Raw genomic sequence first — 19,954 nt, forward strand, 5'->3', positions numbered from 1 at the left:
TACGGCTCAATCTTCTAGATTTCAATGAAGTTCCCCTCTACACCGGTACACCTACCGGGGGACGCATCTTCGCATGGCATACGTGGCGGTTGTGAAGGGGGTTACACAAGTGGAATCAGCAGTGCAGGCATGTCACTTGACCACCGTGGACCAGTCCGGCGACTGCGCCGGGTCCAGGCTGCGCAGATTGGCCAGCGTCTCCGGCTTCTGCGCGTCCATCCAGTCGGCCATCTCCTTGAAGGAGACGCACTTGACGCCCTTCTTCGTGCATACGTTCTTCACGACCTGGTCGATGGCCTTCATGTAGATGCCGCCGTTCCAGTCCTCGAAGTGGTTGCCGATGAACAGCGGTGCGCGGCTGCCGTAGTACACCCGGTTGAAGCCGGCCATGTAGGAGTCGAGCGTCTGCTGCTCCCACTGGGGGTACTGCGCCGGATCGCCCTTGGTCTCTCCGTCGGACTGGTTGTACAGGAAGTTGAAGTCCATCGACAGGGCCTGGATCTTGTCCCCGTACGGGAGCAGCTGCAGCGGGAAGTCCCAGACGCCGTTCTTCTTCGTCGGCCAGATCTGGAAGGCGCCGGGTGAACTCGCGTCGTAGCGCCAGCCGTAGCTCTTGATGGCCTTCAGCAGGTTGGGCTGGCCCTCCAGGCAGGGCGCGCGGCCGCCGGCGATCTCCCGCGTGAAGTCGAAGGGCAGGGCCGGGACGTCCTTGAAGCCGGTGTTGGTCTTCCAGTGCTCCGCGAAGGAGTAGAACTGGTCGATCTCACTCTTCCACTCGTCGACGCTCCACTCGCCGCCGCCCTTCTTCTCGCAGAAGTGGCCGTTGAAGTGGGTGCCGATCTCGTTGCCGTCCTCGTACGCCTTGCGCAGCTGCTCCAGCGTGGTGCGGATGTGGTCGTCGGTGGCGTAGTCGATCGCGGCGTCGCCCGGGGAGTGCATCGGACCGTGATACAGGGCCTTCTTGCTCTTGGGCAGCAGGTAGATGCCCGTGAGGAAGAAGGTCATGTGGGCGTTGTACTCCTTGGCCAGCTCCCGGTAGTGCGAGAAGAGGTGGTCGCTGCCCTCCAGTCCGCCGTCCCAGGAGAAGACCACGAACTGGGGTGGCTTCTCACCTGGTTTGAGGCGCTCCGCCGTCAACTGCCCTTTTTGCGGACCGGTGTAGGAGGTGGAGCCGTCACCGAGGATCTTCGTCTTGCCGTCCCAGGTGGGCGTGGGCTTCGGCGCGGCCTTGCCGTTCTGGCCCGCGCCGGCGGAGGCGGTGGGCGTGGTGCGGTCCTCCCGCGTCAGGACCATGTATCCGGCGACGAAGGAGGCCACGACGAGGAGAGCGGTCAGGGTCATGACCTGCGGACGGGTGACCGGGCGGCGGCCACGGGACCTGCGGCGGCGGCCGGTCGGCGACTTCATCTGGGACATGTGCGGCTCACTCTGCGGGGAAGGCGGGGCAGCGGAACGGCCACCGGGTCAGTCCAGACCCATGGCGGCGGACCAGACGTCGAAGGGAGCACTGTCGGTCGTGGTCCCGGCGAGTCCGTCGAGCGACAGGGGCTCCAGGGACTTCGCCAGGTCGATGCGGTAGACGACGACGGCGGTGGTGACGGTTGCGGAGGTGCCGGTGTACCAGGCGGCCGAGTCGTCCTGGGTGGTGCCGGCCTTGCCCGACACCTGGGCCGTGGCGGGCGCGGTGGTCGCGTGGGCGGTGCGGAAGGACTCCCGCAGTGCGCGGTCGACCTGTGCGGCGACGTCCGCGCCGACCGCACGCTGGGGGCGCGGGGTGGCCAGGGGCACCGTGGAGCCGTTGCGGGTGATACGGCGCACCGAGTACGGCTCGGTGTGGGTGCCGGAGGCGGCGAACGTGGCGTATCCGCTCGCCATCCGGATCGCACTGGGCGTGGAGTTGCCCAGGGACAGGGCCGGTACCTGCGGGCCGATGCTGGAGGAGAGCAGGCCCGCCGCCTCGGCGGTGGCGCGCACCTTTTCCAGGCCGGTGTCCATGCCGAGCTGCATGAACGGCGTGTTCACGGACCGGGCGAGGGCCTGGTCCAGGGTGATCTGCCCGTAGGACCTGCGGCCGTCGTTGTGGGCGGCGACCTTTCTGCCGCTGCGGTCCCAGTAGGGGCCCTCGGGCGTGGTCACGGCGACGCCGTCGTCGCCGTCGTAGACCGTCTCGGGGGTGACGGGTGTCGCGGGTCCGCCGCGGGTCTTGTGGACTCCGTGCTCCAGGCCTGCGGCGTAGACGAACGGCAGGAACGCCGAGCCGGCCTTGACCGTGGTCGCGTTGGACTCGTTGTAGCCCTGCTTGCGGTGGTCGGGTCCGCCGTAGACGGCGAGGATCCGGCCGTCGGTGGCGACCGAGGCGGCACCGTAGTGGGCGGCCTTCGCCGCGTCCGGGTGGTCCTTCTGCGCCTGCCTGCGCTCCTTGGTCACGGCGTCGGTCAGCGCGGCCTCCCGCTTGCGGTCGAAGGTCGTGTAGATCTGGAAGCCGCCGAGGTCGAACTCCCGGTCGGAGATGTGGGCGGCCTTCTTGGCGTACTGCTGGGCCAGTTCCACCAGGTAGTCGCTCTGCTTGCCGGTGTCGAAGACGCGGCCGGCCTTGAGCGGCTCGGGGAACGTCTTGTACTGGGCTCGCTGGGACCGCGACAGGGCGCCGGTGTCGACCATCCGGTCCAGGATCCAGGACCAGCGCTCGACCGCCCGCTGGTGGTTGGCCTTGCCGAGGGTGGGGTCGTAGAGCCCGGCGCCCTTCAGCAGGGAGGCGAGCACGGCGGCCTCGCCGGCGTTGAGCTGGCCGACGTCCTTGCCGTAGTAGGCCTGGGAGGCGCGCTGGATGCCGTAGGTGCCGCGGCCGAACCAGCTGGTGTTGAGGTAGCCCTCCAGGATCTCGTCCTTGCTCATCTTGCTGTCGAGCTTGAGGGAGATCATCGCCTCGGTGAACTTGCGGCTGAGGGTCTGGTTCTGGTTCAGGTAGACGTTCTTGACGTATTGCTGCGTGATGGTGGACCCGCCCTCGGTGTCCCCCTCGCCGACCGTCCGCCACAGGGCGCGGGAGATGCCCTTGAAGGAGATGCCGGGGTCGGAGTAGAAGTTCGCGTTCTCCGCCGCGAGCACCGCCCCGCGGACTTGTACGGGTATGTCCTTGAGCGGCATGTCCTGGCGCTGCACCCAGCCGGTGCGGGCCATCGGCGTCCCGTCGGACCAGAAGTAGACGTTGTCCTGCTGGGTGGCGAAGGCGTTGAGGTCCTTCGGTATGTCCGTCATCTCGTAGGCGACGAACAGGGACAGGGCTATGAGACCGAAGCCCGACAGCACGCCGCCGAGCCACTGGCGCCAGGAGGGTATCCAGCGGCGCCAGCCGCTGCGTCCGGGGCGTGGGTACTGCGGTCGCAGGCGTCGGGTGTACGGGGCGAGAAACGCAAGCAGGGGGGCCGTGGCGGCGTGCAGGCGGCCGAGGGCGGCCCTGGTGCCGACGGTGAGGCGGTCACGGACCGACAGACGGGTGCTGCGCCGGCGCTGGGCGCGGCCGCCCGTGGCGGGGAGGTCCGCCGGCGGGGGTACACGCAGCTGCATGGTGGCGTCGGCGCGCAGGGCGTCGACCTTCAGATGCAGCGTGGTGTCGTTCTGTGGCGGCTGCCGCTTCTCGGGCCGGACGTCGTCGTCCTCGCGACCGTCTGACCGCCGCGATGCCTCGGTCAACGCTGCGTCTCCCCTCGCACTGGTCCTTGCGCGCGCGGTCGGACGCGGTCGGACTCGGCAGGTGGACACGGCGCACGGTCGTGGCGCTGCGAACCCCCCTGTCCCCCTGGTCTTACGGCTCCTCGCGGCTAAGCCAAATTATCAGCGATCTTTTCAAAACCTCCACGCTAGTATCGGGCAGAAGCGAACACTCATAAAACATTGAGGCACTGTGACCAGCGACACGCCGGTTAACCTGGGCGCATGCCTCGTTACGAGTTTCGGTGCCGTACTTGCGGCGACACGTTCGAACTGAGCCGTCCCATGGCGGAGTCCGCCGCCCCGGCCTCCTGCCCCGCGGGACACGACGACACGGTCAAGCTGCTGTCGACGGTCGCCGTGGGCGGTACGTCCGCCGCGCCGGCCCCGGCGCCCCGGGCGGGTGGGGGCGGGGGCGGCTGCTGCGGTGGGGGCTGTTGCGGCTGACTTCGGCCGTGCGGGTCAGGCCTTCGGGCGGGAGGCCCGCAGGAACTCCCGTACGATCCGCTCCCCGGCCAGCACTCCGCGCTCGGGGAGCGCGCCGATCTCCGGGGCGATCCAGCCGGTGTCCGCCAGTTCGCCGTGGCCGGGGCGCCAGCCCCGGTCGGCGGCCAGCAGCAGGTCGGCGTCGAGCAGGGAGTCGCCGGCGGCCAGGGTGAGGTGGGCCCCGGTGCGCCGGGCGACCTCGCGCACGGCCGCGCTCTTGGTGAGCGGCTTGGGGACGGCGTAGATCTTGCGGCCCTGGAGCGAGACCGTCCAGCCCCGGTTCTCCGCCCAGGCCGCCAGCTCCTTCACCCAGTCCTCGGGCAGCAGCTCGCGCTCGACCACGAGGTAGGCGAACAGGTCCTCGGCGACCCGGTGCTTGCGCACCCAGGCGGGGTCGGCGGTGGCCGTCAGGTGCTCGCGGATCTCCGCCAGCGGCGCGCACTCGTCGGCGAGCCGTGCCTGCACCGCCGCGTGCCAGTCCCGGTCGGTGACGCCGTCGACCAGCAGGTGCCCGCCGTTGGCGCAGATCGCGTACGCCGGCTGCGGCCCGGGCAGGTTGATGCGCTGGTACTGCTTGCGGGTCCGGGTCGTGGTCGGCACGAAGACTGCCGTGTCGCCGAGTTCGGTCAGCAGCTGGGCCGCCGTCTCGGTCATGTAGGACAGCGGCTTGCTCTCGTGCACCTCGACGCACAGCAGCCGGGGCGCCCGCGGGTCCGGCATGGTCAGCGCCAGGGCCGCCGCGGAGTAGATCAGGGTCCGGTCGAGGTCGCTCGCCACCAGCACCGGCATCAGACGTTCACCGCCCTGCCGTCGGCGCCCGTGGCGCCCCGGGTGTACTGGGGGTGGATCAGCCCGACACAGGTGTACGGCAGTCCGCCGACCTCCTCCATCGGTACTCCTCTCTGTTCGGCGAGCAGCCGTACATGGTCGAGGTCGGCGCCCGCACCGGCCTTGGCGAGAATCTTCCACGGCACCCGGCGCAGCAGCACCCGGGTGGTCTCGCCGACACCCGGCTTGACCAGGTTGACGTCGTGGATGCCGTACTCCGCGCTGATCCGCTCGACGGCCCGCCAGCCCTCCCAGCTCGGGGTGCGGTCCTCGGCCATCAGCTCCTTGGCCGCGTCGTCGACGCTGTCGGCGACCTCGGGGAAGCGGGCGGAGACGGCGTCGAGGAAGGCGACGGAGACGTCGGCGCCGGCGAGTTCGCGGTAGAACTTCGCGCCGTGGAAGTCGTGCGGACCGACCAGGTCCGCGCGCAGGACCGTGCGCGATATCAGCCCGGAGACGGTCGAGTTGAGGCAGGCGGAGGGGATGAGGAAGTCCTCGCGGGTGCCGTAGGTGCGCACACAGGAGCCCGGGTCGGCGAGGACGGCGATCTCCGGGTCGAAGCCGGTGATCCCTTCGGCGGCCTCGAACTCCTCGATGGCCTGGGCGAGTTCGCGGGTGATGGCACCCTTGCCGGTCCAGCCGTCGACGAAGACGACGTCCCGGGGGTCGTGGTGGGCGGCGAGCCAGCGCAGGGCGTTGGCGTCGATGCCGCGCCCGCGGACGATCGACACGGCGTAGTGCGGGAGGTCGAGGCCGTGCCGGAACGCGGCCCAACGGCGCATGAGCACGCCGACCGGGGTTCCCGCGCGGGCCAGGGACACCAGCACCGGCCGGGGGGTCCGTTCGGCGAGGACGGTCTCGGTCACGACGCCGACCGCCTGCGCGAGCCGCGCGGCCGAGGCGTCCAGGGCCGCGTGGAACAGCTCCTGGTACTGGTCGCTGGGCTGGTACTCGACCGGCAGCGACTCGGCGTAGTGGGCCCCGCCGCTCTGGATGGCCTCCTCCCGCTCCTCGGTCGGCGCCTCCAGGGTCACCTCCGAGAGGTCCTGGAGCAGCCAGCCGACCTCCTCGGGGGCGTACGAGGAGAAGGCGGGGCCGCGGAGGGGCTCGGGCAGCATGGCCGGCCTTTCGGGGAAGGTGAGGGGCTCGGGGACGTACGACGGGACGGCCGCGAGCAGGACGTGCGGGGTGTGCGCGGCGAGGCGGGCCGCCAGGCCGTCGGGGGCGTGCAGGGCGGGGGTGTCGGCGACGGAGTCGACCACGGCGACGACCGCGTCGAAGCCGGCGCCCGCCACGTTGTAGGCATAGCGCTCGCCGGGGCCGTCGGCCGGGTCGTCGTGGGCGGGGAAGACCAGGCGGGTGCGTATCGCGTAGCCGGGGTCGTCGACCGCGAGGACGGGCGAGCGGGTGGTGGTGGAGAAGCGCACCTCGGCCGGGATCACCTGCTCCAGTTCGCGGGCGATCCGCAGCGGGGCGTACATCAGCTCCTCGAAGCCGAGCACGAGCACCCGCCGGGCGCCTGCGGGCAGCGCCTCGGCGACCCGGGCGGCCATGGCGGGCAGCGCGGCCTCCAGGCGGGCGCGATGGGCGGGCGTGAATCCGTGCCGCCCGCCGTCGGGCAGACCGGGGGGCCAGTGCAGGTCGACGCGGGCGATCCGGCCGTACGACGGCTCGGGCGCCTCCCGGTCTCCCTCGTGCCGGGCGACGAGCTGCTGCCCCTTCTCCAGCACGCCCTCCGGCAGCCGTACCGTCCCGGACGCGGCCGCGACGAGGTCCACCCGGGCGCCGATGCCGGCCGCGAACCGCTCCATGCGGGTGGCGTCCTCGGCCGAGCGCATGTCGACCAGGGCCACCACCACATACCGCCGGCGCGGATAGCGCTCGTGCAGGTCACGGATGGTGTTGAGGATCGTGTTGCCGGTGGAGAACTCGTCGTCGACCAGGACCAGCGGGCCGTCGCCGGCCAGCAGGGCGGGGTCCTCGGGGAGCAGCAGGTGGGAGGTGGCATGGGAGTGGGACTCCTCGAAGCCGCCCGCCCGGGCGACACCGGCCACCGGGCGGCGCGTGGAGTGCAGGTACGGGGCGAGACCCAGACCGTCGGCGACCGCGTGGCCGAGGCCGGTGGCGGTCTCCGCGTAGCCGAGGACGACCGCCGCGGCCGCCTCCGTCTCGCCGAGCAGCTCGCGGACCCGCCGGCCCAGGCGGACGCCGTGGCCGTAGACCACGGACGGCGCCTGCGGCACGTGCTTGCCGAGCACGTGGGAGACGAGCAGGTGGGCCCGCTTGGGGTTGCGGCGCAGCGCGAGCCCCAGCAGGGCCTCGATCCCGTCGTCGCCCTCCAGCGCGACCCCGAGTCGCTCGGCGACCCAGCTGCCGGACCAGACCCGGTCGTTCACTGCGTTCTTCATGCGTTCCTTGGGTTGCGAAGGGTCAGCCGGGTATTCCGGCGGCGAGCAGCTCCACGAAGCCGACGTCCTCGCCCGCCACGCCGAAGACCTCGGCGCGCAGCAGGGTCCGCTCGGCCCAGGCGCGGTGCGGCTTCACTTCGTTCATCTTGTTCGTGTACGCCGACCGGAGTACACCCCCGCCGCCGCGTTCGGGTCTCAGGATGTCCTGGGCGTCGCTGAACTCCTCGTGGCTGACCACGGACAGCGCGTGCACGGGCAGGACGTGGGAGGGGTGGATGCAGGTCTTGCCGAGCAGGCCGTTGGCCTGGTCGAGGGAGATCTCGCGCAGCAGCCCGTCCATCGCGTGTTCGATGAGCTTCTCGCGCAGCTCGGCGGCCTGGACCTCGAGGAAGGGGCTCCGCCGCAGCTGCGGCTTGAACATGCGCTCGGGGACCCGGAAGTACTCCCAGACCGGCCCGGTCACGGTGAAGCCGGTGCCGTCGGCCCGGCCCAGCATGTTGACCACGTCGGCGATGACGGAGGCGACGACCTGGACGTCGTAGGCGGTCATGTCGGGCGCCCGGCGCAGCCCGTAGGAGGAGCAGAAGTCGGTGACGCCCAGGCGCAGGGCCAGCACGCGGTCGCGGAACTTGTCGACCGCGCGGGCTATGCCCTCCAGGGTGTCCACGCGGGACTCGCGGTACAGCAGCTCGGGGGACTCCAGGACGGGCATGGCGAACAGCCGGTGGCCGCTGTCGGCCTCGGCCTCGGCCAGGGCCTCCAGGAACGGCAGGCCCCGCTCCTCGGTGAACTTGGGGATGACGAACCCGGACAGCAGCCGCACGGAGGCGCCGAGGCGGCGTACGAGGTCGGGGATCTGCTCCGGGACACGCACCCGGATGAACAGCAGGGGCGGCTCCACTCCCGCTCGGGAGTCGAGGTCGGCGAACTGCCGGACGAGGTTCTCCTCGCCCGCCACGACGTCCGCGTCGTCGATGGAGTCCTCCAGGCACAGCACCATGGAGACCACGCCGTTGCCGGCCTGCCTGACGATGTCGTCGGCGAGCCGCGGCCGGGTGGCCGGGCTGTACAGCGTGGCGCCCAGAGCCGCGGAGAGCAGCCGGGCCGGGGAGTCGGCGGTGAACGCGCACGGCTCCTGGTGGAAGAGGCGCTGACGCACCTCGGGGGCGATGTGCCCGAAATGACGCATAGCACTCCTCAGTGCGCAAGCCGAGCTGTGGATTCGGTAAAGGGTGGCCGGTAATAGTACGTAGGGACCCATGTCGGGGGTTCCCCTCGGGCATGAATTTCCGGTAACTCGCCCGTGTAGGCGCCAACACCCCCCGCATTGTCGTGGCCAGGACCGAGAAGGCAGGATGACGGCATGACGCACGCGATGCTGAAGGGGTCCAATGTCCCGCTCGAGGCCACCACGGTGCGCGCCGTGCTGCGCTGGACGCCCGGGCAGGGTGTCCCGGACGTGGACGCCTCGGCGCTGCTGCTGGGGTCCGACGGCCGTGTGCGTTCCGACGAGGACTTCGTCTTCTACAACCAGCCCCGGCACCCCTCGGGCAAGGTGTGGCGGCTGGGCAAGAAGCGGCTCACCGAGGGCCTGACCGACACGATCCAGTCAGATCTCTCGGGCGTCGAGCCCGGCGTCGGCCGCATCCTGCTGGTCGCCTCCGCGGACGGTATGTCCTTCGACCGTGTCCCGGCCCTGTGCATCCTGCTGTACGACGCCGCGGTCGCCGACGGGGAGCCGCTGGCCAGCTTCGAGATCAAGCCGGAGACCGGCGCGGAGACGGCCCTGATCTGCGGCGAGTTGTACCGCCGCGGGGAGGGCTGGAAGTTCCGCGCGCTGGGCGAGGGCTACTCGAACGGCCTGAAGGGTCTCGCCACGGACTTCGGCATCTCGGTGGACGAGTCGGAGGCGGAGGAGGAGCCGCGCCAGGCCCCGCCGGAGACCACCTCCCAGCCCCTGCCGCCCGAGCAGCCCACGACGGTCCCGCCCCAGCCGGCGTACGGCTACCCGCAGCCGACGTCCGCCCAGCAGCCGTCGTACGGCTACCCCCAGCCTGCGAGCCAGCCGGCATACGGCTATCCCCAGCCCCAGCCTGCGCTGACGGCCCCTCTGGACCCGAACTTCCGGCTGCCTCCGCAGGGTCCGCAGTTCATCGGCCGGTAGGGATCACCGGTCCGCCTTCGACTTGTAACCCCGCCCCCACGACAGCCCCCACCCGTACAACCGGTCCAGCTCCCCCTGGAACCCGTACACGAACCTCACCTCGCGCCGGACGACCAGCTCCCCCTTCACGTTCTCGATCATCACCACCGCGCATGACCGGGCCTGGGGGTGCCGCTCGTCCAGGCCTATCTCGATACGGGGCCCGTTGCTGGGGTAGAGCGTGACGATCGCGTGTGTCCGGTCGAACGCCGGTGTCTGGTCGTAGATGTACACGAAGACCAGCAGCCGCTTGATCGCGTCCCGGTGGTCCAGGTTGACGTACATCGTCTCGCCGGACGCCGAACCGAACCGGTCGTCCCCGCTGAGCTTGATGTACGGCGGTGCGTTGACATCGCCGAGGTAGCCGCCGAGCGGCTGGACGACTCCCTTGGTGCCGTCCGTCAGCTCGTACAGACAGCCCAGGTCGAGGTCGACGTTGACCATGCTCTGCCCGTGTCCGAGCACTTCCGGCGGTTTGAGCGCCTTGAAGGGGTGCCGGAAGAGGCTGCTGCGCTGGTTGCTGTCGAAGTCGGAGGTACGCATCCGCCAGGTCAGGTTGATGCGCAGATGGCCGGTGGCCGCGTCCTGCTTGGTGAGCGACACCTGCTGGTGCCGCCTGGTCAGTTCGATCGCATTGCTCGCGGCGCTGCCCGAGTCGAACTCGGCGCGGCCGCCCCGCAGCCCGTCGAAGAACCCCATGTCCCGCCCCCACGTACTCGTCCCGAACGCCGTCGGGGCGGCCGACCACGTCGGCCGCCCCGAACAGAGCGTTCCTCACCGGACGGGGCGGCACACCCCGTCACGTCCCTGATCTTGCCCGTAGGGGGCGTACAGGGGGTGCCGGTCGTCAGACCCCGGACGGGATCTCGGCCTTCTCGTCCGAGCCCGCTTCCCCCTCCGCGCCCGCCAGCGCGCGGTTGCGGCGCACGGAGGACCAGAAGGACCAGGCGATCAGGACGACGCCGACCAGACCGGTGATGACCTCGTTGATCTCGTACTGGATGGTGACCAGGAGGAGCACGGCCAGGGCGCCGATCGCGTAGTGGGCGCCGTGCTCCAGGTAGACGTAGTCGTCGAGGGTGCCCTGGCGGACCAGGTACACGGTCAGCGAACGGACGTACATCGCCCCGATGCCGAGACCCAGCGCCATCAGGACGATGTCGTTGGTGATGGCGAAGGCGCCGATCACACCGTCGAAGGAGAAGGAGGCGTCCAGGACCTCGAGGTAGAGGAACATGAAGAACGCGGCCTGGCCGGCCAGGACCACCGCGGGACGTTTCTTCCCGCTGCGGGCGGCCTCTTCCTCCTCCTCGTGCTCGCGCTCCTCCTCTTCCTCCAGCTTGTCCTCGAAGTAGCCGGAGAGGCCGCCGACGATCATGTACGTGATCAGGCCGGCGACACCGGCGATCAGGACCGTCTGCGCCTTGTCGACGTGGGCGCCGCCGTGCTGGTGGGCGTGGGTGGCGAAGGTGAAGGAGGTGATGAGCAGGACGATCAGGGAGATGCAGACCGACAGCATGTCGACCTTGCCGAGCTTGGCCAGCGGCCGCTCGATCCAGCGCAGCCACTGGATGTCCCGGTCCTCGAAGATGAAGTCGAGGAAGATCATCAGCAGGAACATGCCACCGAAGGCGGCGATCGCCGGGTGGGCGTCGGTGACCAGTTGCTGGTAGCGGTCCTTGTTGTTGAGCGCGAGGTCGACGGCCTCTATCGGGCCCATCTTGGCGCTGATCGCGACGATGACGACGGGGAAGACCAGCCGCATGCCGAAGACCGCGATGAGGACGCCGACCGTGAGGAAGATCTTCTGCCAGAAGGCGTTCATCTTCTTCAGGATTCCGGCGTTGACCACCGCGTTGTCGAACGACAGCGAGATCTCGAGGATGGAGAGGATCGCCACGATGCCGAAGGCCTCCCACCCCCCGTAGAAGACCGCAGCGACCAGACCGATCGCGGTGACCGCGAACGACCAGCCGAAGGTTTTCAGAAGCACTGGCTACCCCATCGTGTTGGTACGGGTCTCCCCCGCGCCGTACTCAGCTTTACGAAACGTTGACTCCGAAGTCTAGAGCGATGCCCCGCAGCCCGGACGCGTACCCCTGACCCACCGCACGGAACTTCCATTCGCCCTGGTAGCGGTACAGCTCGCCGAAGATCATGGCGGTTTCGGTGGAGGCGTCCTCGCTGAGGTCGTAGCGGGCGAGCTCCTGGCCGTCGGCCTGGTTGACCACGCGGATGAAGGCGTTGGAGACCTGGCCGAAGGTCTGGCCGCGCTCGTCGGCCAGGTGGATGGAGACGGGGAAGACGATCTTCTCGCAGTGGAGCGGGACCTTGGTCAGGTCCACCAGGATCGACTCGTCGTCGCCCTCGCCCTCACCGGTGAGGTTGTCACCGGTGTGCTCCACCGAGCCGTCGGGGCTCTTGAGCTGGTTGTAGAACACGAACCACTCGTCGCCCAGCACCCGGTTCCCCGCGCCGCACAGCAGCGCGCTGGCGTCCAGGTCGAAGGGGGCGCCGGTGGTGGAGCGCGCGTCCCAGCCGAGCCCGATCATGACGTTGGTGAGGTTCGGTGCGGCCTTGGAGAGGGAGACGTTGCCTCCCTTGGCGAGCGTGACGCCCATGATGCTGGTCCTCCCCTAGTGGTGCTTCCCTGGTTGTCCTGCGCGTCCGGCGCCGCCCGTAAACGGTGCGGCGCCGGACGTCGGTGGAGCTGCCGGGTGTCAGACGTTGACGCCGAAGTCCTGCGCGATGCCGCGCAGACCGGAGGCGTACCCCTGGCCGATGGCGCGGAACTTCCACTCCGCGCCGTGCCGGTACAGCTCGCCGAAGACCATCGCGGTCTCGGTGGAGGCGTCCTCGCTCAGGTCGTAGCGAGCGATCTCCTGCTGGTTGGCCTGGTTCACGACGCGGATGAACGCGTTGCGGACCTGGCCGAAGGACTGCTGACGGTTCTCGGCGTCGTAGATCGACACCGGGAAAACGATCTTGTCGACGTCGGCCGGGACCCCGGCCAGGTTGACCTTGATCTGCTCGTCGTCGCCCTCGCCCTCACCGGTGAGGTTGTCACCGGTGTGCTCCACCGAGCCGTCAGGGCTCTTGAGGTTGTTGAAGAAGACGAAGTTCTGGTCGCTCGCGACCTTGCCTGCGTTGTTCAGCAGCAGCGCGCTCGCGTCGAGGTCGAAGTCGGTGCCCGTCGTGGTGCGCACGTCCCAGCCCAGACCGACGATGACGGCGGTCAGGCCCGGGGCCTCCTTCGTCAGCGAGACGTTGCCGCCCTTGCTGAGGCTGACTCCCACGAGTCCTCCATGTGGTGTCCAGGGGCGGGGAGCCCCGTCGTGCTTCGGATATGGGATCAACGTGCCGATCCTAGTGACGGGTTCCCGACCCCAGCAGACGCTGGACCCGATACCTCACAGGTGTCGGCCCGCAGGCCGGCTCACAGGGTGTCGAGCGCCTTCACGTAGTCGTTCAGGTCGCGCGCGTCCGGCAGGCCGTTGACCACGGTCCACCGCACGACACCCTCCTTGTCGATGACGAAGGTGCCCCGGACGGCGCAGCCCTTGTCCTCGGCGAAGACGCCGTACGCGCGCGAGACGTTGCCGTGCGGCCAGAAGTCGGAGAGCAGCGGGTACTCCAGGCCCTCCTGCTCGGCGAAGACGCGCAGGGTGTGGATGGAGTCGTTGGAGACGGCGAGCAGCTGGGTGTCGCGGTCCGAGAACTTCGGCAGGTTGTCACGCAGCTCGCACAGCTCGCCGGTGCACACGCCGGTGAAGGCGAAGGGGTAGAAGAGCAGCACCACGTTCTTCTCGCCGTGGAAGTCGGAGAGCTTCACGGTGCGGCCGTGGTTGTCCTTGAGCTCGAAGTCGGGCGCCTTGTCGCCGACCTGGATCGCCATCGTCCTGGTTCCCTTCGGTGGGCTGTTCGGGTGAGAGCACAGCTGACGCTCGGAACCACCCTACGCAGCGATCACCGCAAGCCGATGGGCGGACCGGTGGGTACCGGTCCGCCCATGGGCGCGCTCAGCGCTGGGTCACTTCTTGGCCCTGGCGGACTTCGGCGTCAGCAGCCGGGTGGCCACCCACTCCTTGCCCGCGCTGACGCTCTTGGTCTGCGACAGACCGGCGGTCGTCGCCGCCTCGCCGATGTCGCTGGGCTCGACGTAGCCGTCACGCCCCGTCTTGGGCGTCAGCAGCAGGATCGAGCCGCCTTCCTCCATGTACGCGATGGCATCCACCAGCGCATCCGTGAGGTCGCCGTCGTCCTCACGGAACCACAGCACCACGGCGTCCGCGACGTCGTCGTAGTCCTCGTCCACGAGGTCGCTGCCGATGTGCTCCTCGATGGCCTCGCGGAGCTCCTGATCGGCGTCGTCGTCGTAGCCGATCTCCTGGACCACCATGTCGGGCTGGAAACCCAGCCTGACGGCCAGGTTCGTCTCCGCGTGGTCCGCGGTCGCGCTCACGGGTTGCCTCCTGATCATGTTGCGTAAATGTCTTCTCAGCCACGCGCGTGCGCGAAGCATTGGCCGTAGTCCACACGGACGGGGCGGATCGCGCAAGTACCCGGCCGTTCAGACCGCCGAAACGGTGACGATCCCGGCCGTGTCGCCGCAACTCCCGGCACCTCATCCCGATCCATCGTGGCTCACATCACACCGATCTGCCCGCTTTGCGTCGTTCGGAATCACCCGCCGACGCGGCTCTCGAACAAGTCTGCCAAGCCTGTCACACCCCGGGCGTATCGTTGCGTTTTGACCGGTCCCGCAGCTCGTTACCCCACGGTAGAGATGACGTGGGCGGCCGCGAGGTACACGATGGGGACGGTGTAGGCACGAGCAGAAATCTGGCCCCCTGACAGGTCAGAAAAGTGGCCCTCTGACAGGTAAGGAACAGCGTGGCTTCCGGATCCGATCGCACACCGATCATCATTGGCGGCCTTCCGAGTCAGGTTCCTGACTTCGATCCCGAAGAGACCCAGGAGTGGCTCGACTCCCTCGACGCCGCCGTGGACGAGCGCGGCCGTGAGCGGGCCCGCTACCTCATGCTGCGCCTGATCGAGCGGGCCCGCGAGAAGCGCGTGGCCGTGCCCGAGATGCGCAGCACGGACTACGTCAACACGATCCCCACCCGCGCCGAGCCGTTCTTCCCCGGCAACGAGGAGATCGAGCGCAGGATCCTCAACGCGACCCGCTGGAACGCGGCCGTGATGGTCTCGCGCGCACAGCGCCCCGGCATCGGCGTCGGCGGCCACATCGCCACCTTCGCCTCCTCGGCCTCCCTGTACGACGTGGGCTTCAACCACTTCTTCCGCGGCAAGGACGACGGCCTCGGCGGCGACCAGGTCTTCTTCCAGGGGCACGCCTCCCCCGGTATCTACGCGCGCGCCTTCCTGCTCGACCGGCTCAGCGAGGCGCAGCTGGACGGCTTCCGCCAGGAGAAGTCGAAGTACCCGAACGGCCTCTCCAGCTACCCGCACCCGCGCTCCATGCCGGACTTCTGGGAGTTCCCGACGGTCTCCATGGGCCTCGGCCCGATCGGCGCGATCTACCAGGCGCGGATGAACCGCTACATGCACGCGCGCGGGATCGCCGACACCTCGAAGTCGCACGTGTGGGCCTTCCTCGGTGACGGCGAGATGGACGAGCCCGAGTCGCTCGGCCAGCTGACCATCGCCGCGCGCGAGGGCCTGGACAACCTGACCTTCGTGGTCAACTGCAACCTGCAGCGGCTGGACGGCCCGGTGCGCGGCAACGGCAAGATCATCCAGGAGCTGGAGTCGGTCTTCCGGGGCGCCGGCTGGAACGTGATCAAGCTGGTCTGGGACCGCACCTGGGACCCGCTGCTCGCGCAGGACCGCGACGGCGTGCTGGTCAACAAGATGAACACGACCCCGGACGGCCAGTTCCAGACGTACGCCACCGAGTCCGGCGCCTACATCCGCCGGCACTTCTTCGGCGACGACCACCGGCTGCGCGCGATGGTCGAGAACATGACCGACGACCAGATCCTGCACCTGGGCCGCGGCGGACACGACCACCGCAAGATCTACGCGGCCTTCAAGGCCGCCGTCGAGCACAAGGGCCAGCCCACCGTCATCCTCGCCAAGACGATCAAGGGCTGGACGCTGGGCCCGAACTTCGAGGGCCGCAACGCCACGCACCAGATGAAGAAGCTGACGGTCGACGACCTCAAGGGCTTCCGCGACCGGCTGCACCTGCCGATCTCCGACAAGGAGCTGGAGTCCGGCCTCCCGCCGTACTACCACCCCGGCCGGGACTCGGAGGAGATCCAGTACATGCACGACCGGCGCAAGGGGCTCGGCGGGTACGTCCCGACGCGCGTCGTGCGCTCGAAGCCGCTCGCACTGCCGGACGACAAGACGTACGCGACCGTGAAGAAGGGCACGGGCCAGCAGTCCATCGCGACGACGATGGCCTTTGTGCGCCTCCTCAAGGACCTCATGCGGGACAAGGAGATCGGCCGGCGGTTCGTGCTGATCGCGCCGGACGAGTACCGCACGTTCGGCATGGACTCCTTCTTCCCGAGCGCGAAGATCTACAACCCGCTGGGCCAGCAGTACGAGGCGGTGGACCGCGATCTGCTGCTCGCGTACAAGGAGTCTCCGACCGGCCAGATGCTGCACGACGGCATCTCGGAGGCGGGCTGCACGGCGTCGCTGATCGCCGCCGGTTCGGCCTACGCCACGCACGGCGAGCCGCTGATCCCGGTCTACGTCTTCTACTCGATGTTCGGTTTCCAGCGCACGGGTGACCAGTTCTGGCAGATGGCCGACCAGCTGGCGCGCGGTTTCGTTCTGGGCGCGACCGCGGGTCGTACGACCCTGACCGGTGAGGGGCTCCAGCACGCGGACGGCCACTCGCAGCTGCTCGCCTCGACCAACCCGGGGTGCGTGGCGTACGACCCGGCGTACGCGTACGAGATCGCGCACATCGTGCAGGACGGCCTGCGCCGGATGTACGGCGGCGACGCCGAGCACCCGCACGGCGAGGACGTCTTCTACTACCTCACCGTCTACAACGAGCCCATCCAGCACCCGGCCGAGCCGGCCGACGTGGACGTCGAGGGCATCCTCAAGGGCATCCACCGGATCAGCGCGGGCACGGGCGGTGCCGTCCCGGCGCAGATCATGGCGTCCGGCGTCGCGGTGCCGTGGGCGCTCGAGGCGCAGAAGATCCTCGCCGAGGAGTGGAACGTGAAGGCCGACGTGTGGTCGGCGACCTCCTGGAACGAGCTGCGGCGCGAGGCCGTGGCCGTGGAGGAGCACAATCTGCTGCACCCGGAGGAGGAGCAGCGGGTGCCGTACGTGACGCAGAAGCTGAGCGCTGCCGAGGGTCCGTTCGTGGCCGTGTCCGACTGGATGCGATCGGTTCCGGACCAGATCGCGCGATGGGTGCCGGGGACGTACCAGTCCCTCGGCGCGGACGGCTTCGGCTTCGCGGACACCCGGGGCGCCGCCCGCCGGTTCTTCCACATCGACGCGCAGTCGATCGTGGTGGCGGTGCTGACCGAGCTGGCGCGGGAGGGCAAGGTCGACCGGTCCGTGCTGAAGCAGGCCATCGACCGGTACCAGCTGCTGGACGTGTCGGCGGCGCACCCGGGCACCGCGGGCGGCGACGCGTAGCGCTGCCGGGTCGAGCGGTCGAGGGCGGTGGGGGCTCGAGTCTCCATCGCCCTTACGGTTTCTTTACGATGCCGACATGAAGCAACAGTCGGCACAGGCGCGGTGGGAACAGCTCACCCAACGGCCGCTGCTGGCGCTGGCCGTGGCCTTCGCGGTCGCGTACGCCGTGCCGATCGTGGACGGTTCCGCGGGGCACTCCCTGACGGCCGTGTGCACGGTGGTGGAGTGGGTGGTGTGGGGGGCGTTCGCCGTGGACTACCTGATACGGCTGGCTCTCACGCCCCGGCGGAAGGAGTTCGTCCGGACGCACTGGCTGGACCTGTGCGCGGTGGTGCTGCCGATCCTGCAGCCGCTCAGGCTGCTGCGGATGGTGTCCACGCTGCTGCTGGTGGGGCGACGGGCGCGGATGGCTCCGCAGATCCGGCTGACGACGTATGTCGTGGGGTCGGTGGTCGGGTTGCTGATGTTCGGGTCGCTCGCGGTGCTGTCGGTGGAGCGGGAGTCGCCGGACGGGAACATCCGGACGCTGGGTGACGCGGTGTGGTGGTCGTTCACGACGATGACGACCGTGGGATACGGGGATCATGCGCCTACGACCGGTCTGGGGCGGATGATCGCCGTCGGGCTGATGCTGTCCGGGATCGCTCTGTTGGGTGTCGTCACCGCGAACATCGCTGCCTGGTTCATCTCCCGGTTCGAGAAGGACGACGTGGAGGAGCGGCGGCAGACGGAGGCGATTGCTTCTTTGACCGAGGAGGTACGGCTGCTGCGGGCCGAGGTGGCCCGCTTGGCTGCGGAGCGCGAAGAGCAGCGGAGTTGAGTGCCGCAGCCGATGAACTGCCGAACCGCCGGAGGCGCGCGCAGCCCCCTCCGCAGCGCGCGCCGCGGCCCGGTCGTCCTCGCATGTCCTGCGGAGGACGTGACCCACTGTGACCTGCGGCGCGCGTCGAGGGCGAGGGATCTTTAGGGGAGTCACCCTGATAGGGGAACTCCCCTCGAATGCGGCCTCAGATGTGGCCGACTCCCGCGCCCGCCTCCGCGTTCTGGCCCCGCTTGGTGAGGAGCGCGACGACGATGGCGACCGCTGCCACACCCGCCGCGACCAGCGAGGCGAGGCTCATGCCGGAGATGAACGTGTCGTGGGCGACGGAGGTGATCTTCGCGACGATCGGCTCCGGGGTGCCCTTGGCGACCGGGGCCACGCCGACCTGAACGGCCTCGGAGGCCTTGTCCAGCTGATCCGGGGTCAGCGCGGGCAGTCCCGCGCCGGTCCAGTTGCCCGGCAGGTCGCTGTCGACCTTGGAGGCCATCACGGCACCCAGCACCGCCGTACCGAGGCTGCCGCCGATCTGCATGGCCGCCTGCTGGAGGCCGCCGGCCACGCCGGACAGCTCCATGGGCGCGTTGCCGACGATGACCTCGGTGGCGCCGACCATGACGGGCGCGAGGCCGAAGCCGAGGAGGGCGAACCAGACCGACATCACGCCGCTGCCGGTGTCGGCCTCCAGCGTCGACATGCCGTACATGGCGATCGCGGTGGCGGCCATGCCGCCGGCCAGCGGGATGCGCGGGCCGAGCTTGGTGATCGCGGCACCCGCGAGCGGCGAGCCGACGATCATCATGCCGGTGAGGGGCAGCAGGTGCAGACCGGCGTCGATGGGGCTCATGCCGTGGACGTTCTGGAGGTAGAACGTCACGAAGAACAGGCCGCCCATGAAGGCGATCGCCATCAGGACCATCAGCACGACACCCGCGGACAGCGGGACCGAGCGGAACAGGCCGAGCGGGATCAGGGGTTCGGCGACCCTCGTCTCCCAGAAGGCGAAGCAGCCGAAGAGCAGCACCGAAGCGGCGATGAACACCCACGTCTTGCCGTCGCCCCAGCCCCAGGTCGGGGCCTTGATGAGCGCCCACACCAGGCAGAACATCGCGCCGGAGAGCAGGGCGATGCCGAGGATGTCGAAGGAGCGCGGCGCGTTCTCGGCGCGGTGGTCCCGCAGGATCAGCAGGCCGAGGAGGAGCGCGATCAGGCCGACCGGCACGTTGATGAAGAACACCGACTGCCAGTTGACGTGCTCGACCAGGACACCGCCGAGGATCGGGCCGCCCGCGGTGGAGGCGCCGATCACCATGCCCCAGATGCCGATCGCCATGTTGAGCTTCTCGGCCGGGAAGGTGGCGCGCAGCAGGCCGAGCGCGGCCGGCATCAGCAGCGCGCCGAAGAGGCCCTGGAAGACACGGAAGGTGACGACCGCGGCGATGCTGTGGGACAGGCCGATGGCGCCCGAGGCGGCGGCGAAGCCGGTCACGCCGATGAGGAAGGTCTGCCGGTGGCCGAAGCGGTCACCGAGCTTGCCCGCGGTGATCAGGGAGACCGCGAGGGCGAGGAAGTAGGCGTTGGTGATCCACTGCACGTCCGAGAAGCTCGCGTGCAGGTCCTTCGCGATGGCGGGGTTGGCGATCGCCACGATGGTGCCGTCGAGGGCCACCATCATGACCCCTACGGCAACGGTTATGAGGGTGAGCCACGGGTGGCCGCGCAGCCCCGCGGCCGGGGTCGCCTCCAACGGGGCTGCCGGTGCCTCGTCCCCCGGCCCCGTGGTGTCGATGGTGGTCTGACTAGTCATGCGTTCGAGGCTAGTGACAGCGACTGACAGTTGACAAACCAATTCACAAG

16 protein-coding genes are annotated in these 19,954 nt (G+C 69.4%); 4 read left to right on the plus strand and 12 right to left on the minus strand.

Translation table 11 applies throughout. The features are described from left to right. Positions 1-132: 132 nt before the first annotated feature. Positions 133-1,407: a polysaccharide deacetylase family protein gene (locus tag ACZ5DS_RS03445; RefSeq protein WP_468233885.1), complete on the minus strand. Its 1,275-nt coding sequence runs from the start codon at positions 1,405-1,407 to the stop codon at positions 133-135. Between the two features lie 57 nt (positions 1,408-1,464). After that, complete coding sequence (locus tag ACZ5DS_RS03450; RefSeq protein ID WP_468233463.1) at positions 1,465-3,693, minus strand: transglycosylase domain-containing protein; 2,229 nt, start codon at positions 3,691-3,693, stop codon at positions 1,465-1,467. 243 nt (positions 3,694-3,936) lie between these two features. Here ACZ5DS_RS03450 and ACZ5DS_RS03455 point away from each other — a divergent pair, with 243 nt between their 5' ends. Beyond that, positions 3,937-4,158, plus strand: a complete 222-nt coding sequence (locus ACZ5DS_RS03455) for an FmdB family zinc ribbon protein (protein WP_468233465.1) — start codon at positions 3,937-3,939, stop codon at positions 4,156-4,158. A 15-nt stretch (positions 4,159-4,173) separates the two neighbouring features. Here the strand turns inward: ACZ5DS_RS03455 and ACZ5DS_RS03460 are convergent, their stop codons facing one another. From ACZ5DS_RS03460 to ACZ5DS_RS03470, 3 genes are read right to left on the minus strand one after another with little or no spacing between them, the layout of a single operon-like run. Further along, entirely contained in the window at positions 4,174-4,986 is an 813-nt protein-coding gene (locus ACZ5DS_RS03460; protein WP_468233467.1) for an HAD family hydrolase, read from the minus strand. After that, positions 4,986-7,433 (minus strand): phosphoribosyltransferase, encoded by a 2,448-nt coding sequence (locus ACZ5DS_RS03465; RefSeq protein ID WP_468233469.1) that lies wholly within the window; start codon positions 7,431-7,433, stop codon positions 4,986-4,988. Before ACZ5DS_RS03465 ends, ACZ5DS_RS03460 begins: the two co-directional genes overlap by 1 nt. Before the next feature lie 22 nt (positions 7,434-7,455). Next, positions 7,456-8,622, minus strand: coding sequence for an HpcH/HpaI aldolase/citrate lyase family protein (locus tag ACZ5DS_RS03470; protein ID WP_468233471.1), 1,167 nt, complete (start codon positions 8,620-8,622; stop codon positions 7,456-7,458). A 174-nt stretch (positions 8,623-8,796) separates the two neighbouring features. On the opposite strand from ACZ5DS_RS03470, the gene ACZ5DS_RS03475 reads away from it, so the two are divergent. Further along, positions 8,797-9,597, plus strand: a complete 801-nt coding sequence (locus tag ACZ5DS_RS03475) for a TerD family protein (protein ID WP_468233473.1) — start codon at positions 8,797-8,799, stop codon at positions 9,595-9,597. A 3-nt stretch (positions 9,598-9,600) separates the two neighbouring features. Here ACZ5DS_RS03475 and ACZ5DS_RS03480 read toward each other — a convergent pair whose 3' ends face one another. From ACZ5DS_RS03480 to ACZ5DS_RS03505, 6 genes are all read right to left on the minus strand, one after another. Next, a complete protein-coding gene (locus ACZ5DS_RS03480; RefSeq protein WP_468233475.1) occupies positions 9,601-10,335 on the minus strand; it encodes a TerD family protein in 735 nt (244 codons plus the stop codon). 148 nt (positions 10,336-10,483) lie between these two features. After that, positions 10,484-11,629 (minus strand): DUF475 domain-containing protein, encoded by a 1,146-nt coding sequence (locus ACZ5DS_RS03485; protein WP_468233476.1) that lies wholly within the window; start codon positions 11,627-11,629, stop codon positions 10,484-10,486. Between the two features lie 49 nt (positions 11,630-11,678). Further along, a complete protein-coding gene (locus ACZ5DS_RS03490; RefSeq protein WP_468233478.1) occupies positions 11,679-12,257 on the minus strand; it encodes a TerD family protein in 579 nt (192 codons plus the stop codon). A 99-nt stretch (positions 12,258-12,356) separates the two neighbouring features. Further along, positions 12,357-12,932, minus strand: a complete 576-nt coding sequence (locus tag ACZ5DS_RS03495) for a TerD family protein (protein WP_468233480.1) — start codon at positions 12,930-12,932, stop codon at positions 12,357-12,359. A 140-nt stretch (positions 12,933-13,072) separates the two neighbouring features. After that, positions 13,073-13,531 (minus strand): peroxiredoxin, encoded by a 459-nt coding sequence (locus ACZ5DS_RS03500; protein WP_468233482.1) that lies wholly within the window; start codon positions 13,529-13,531, stop codon positions 13,073-13,075. A 135-nt stretch (positions 13,532-13,666) separates the two neighbouring features. Beyond that, the gene (locus ACZ5DS_RS03505) at positions 13,667-14,098 is read right to left on the minus strand and encodes a DUF3052 domain-containing protein (RefSeq protein ID WP_468233484.1); all 432 of its coding nucleotides are present in this window, start codon (positions 14,096-14,098) and stop codon (positions 13,667-13,669) included. Between the two features lie 431 nt (positions 14,099-14,529). Here ACZ5DS_RS03505 and aceE point away from each other — a divergent pair, with 431 nt between their 5' ends. Beyond that, positions 14,530-17,277, plus strand: coding sequence for a pyruvate dehydrogenase (acetyl-transferring), homodimeric type (gene aceE, locus ACZ5DS_RS03510; protein ID WP_468233486.1), 2,748 nt, complete (start codon positions 14,530-14,532; stop codon positions 17,275-17,277). A 76-nt stretch (positions 17,278-17,353) separates the two neighbouring features. Beyond that, positions 17,354-18,097 carry a potassium channel family protein gene (locus ACZ5DS_RS03515; protein WP_468233488.1) on the plus strand — a complete coding sequence of 248 codons (744 nt, stop codon included), beginning with the start codon at positions 17,354-17,356 and terminating at the stop codon, positions 18,095-18,097. A gap of 187 nt (positions 18,098-18,284) precedes the next feature. Here ACZ5DS_RS03515 and ACZ5DS_RS03520 read toward each other — a convergent pair whose 3' ends face one another. Further along, positions 18,285-19,904 (minus strand): MFS transporter, encoded by a 1,620-nt coding sequence (locus ACZ5DS_RS03520; RefSeq protein WP_468233490.1) that lies wholly within the window; start codon positions 19,902-19,904, stop codon positions 18,285-18,287. Positions 19,905-19,954 lie beyond the last annotated feature (50 nt).

Source organism: Streptomyces sp. NPDC031100 (genome assembly GCF_055570785.1).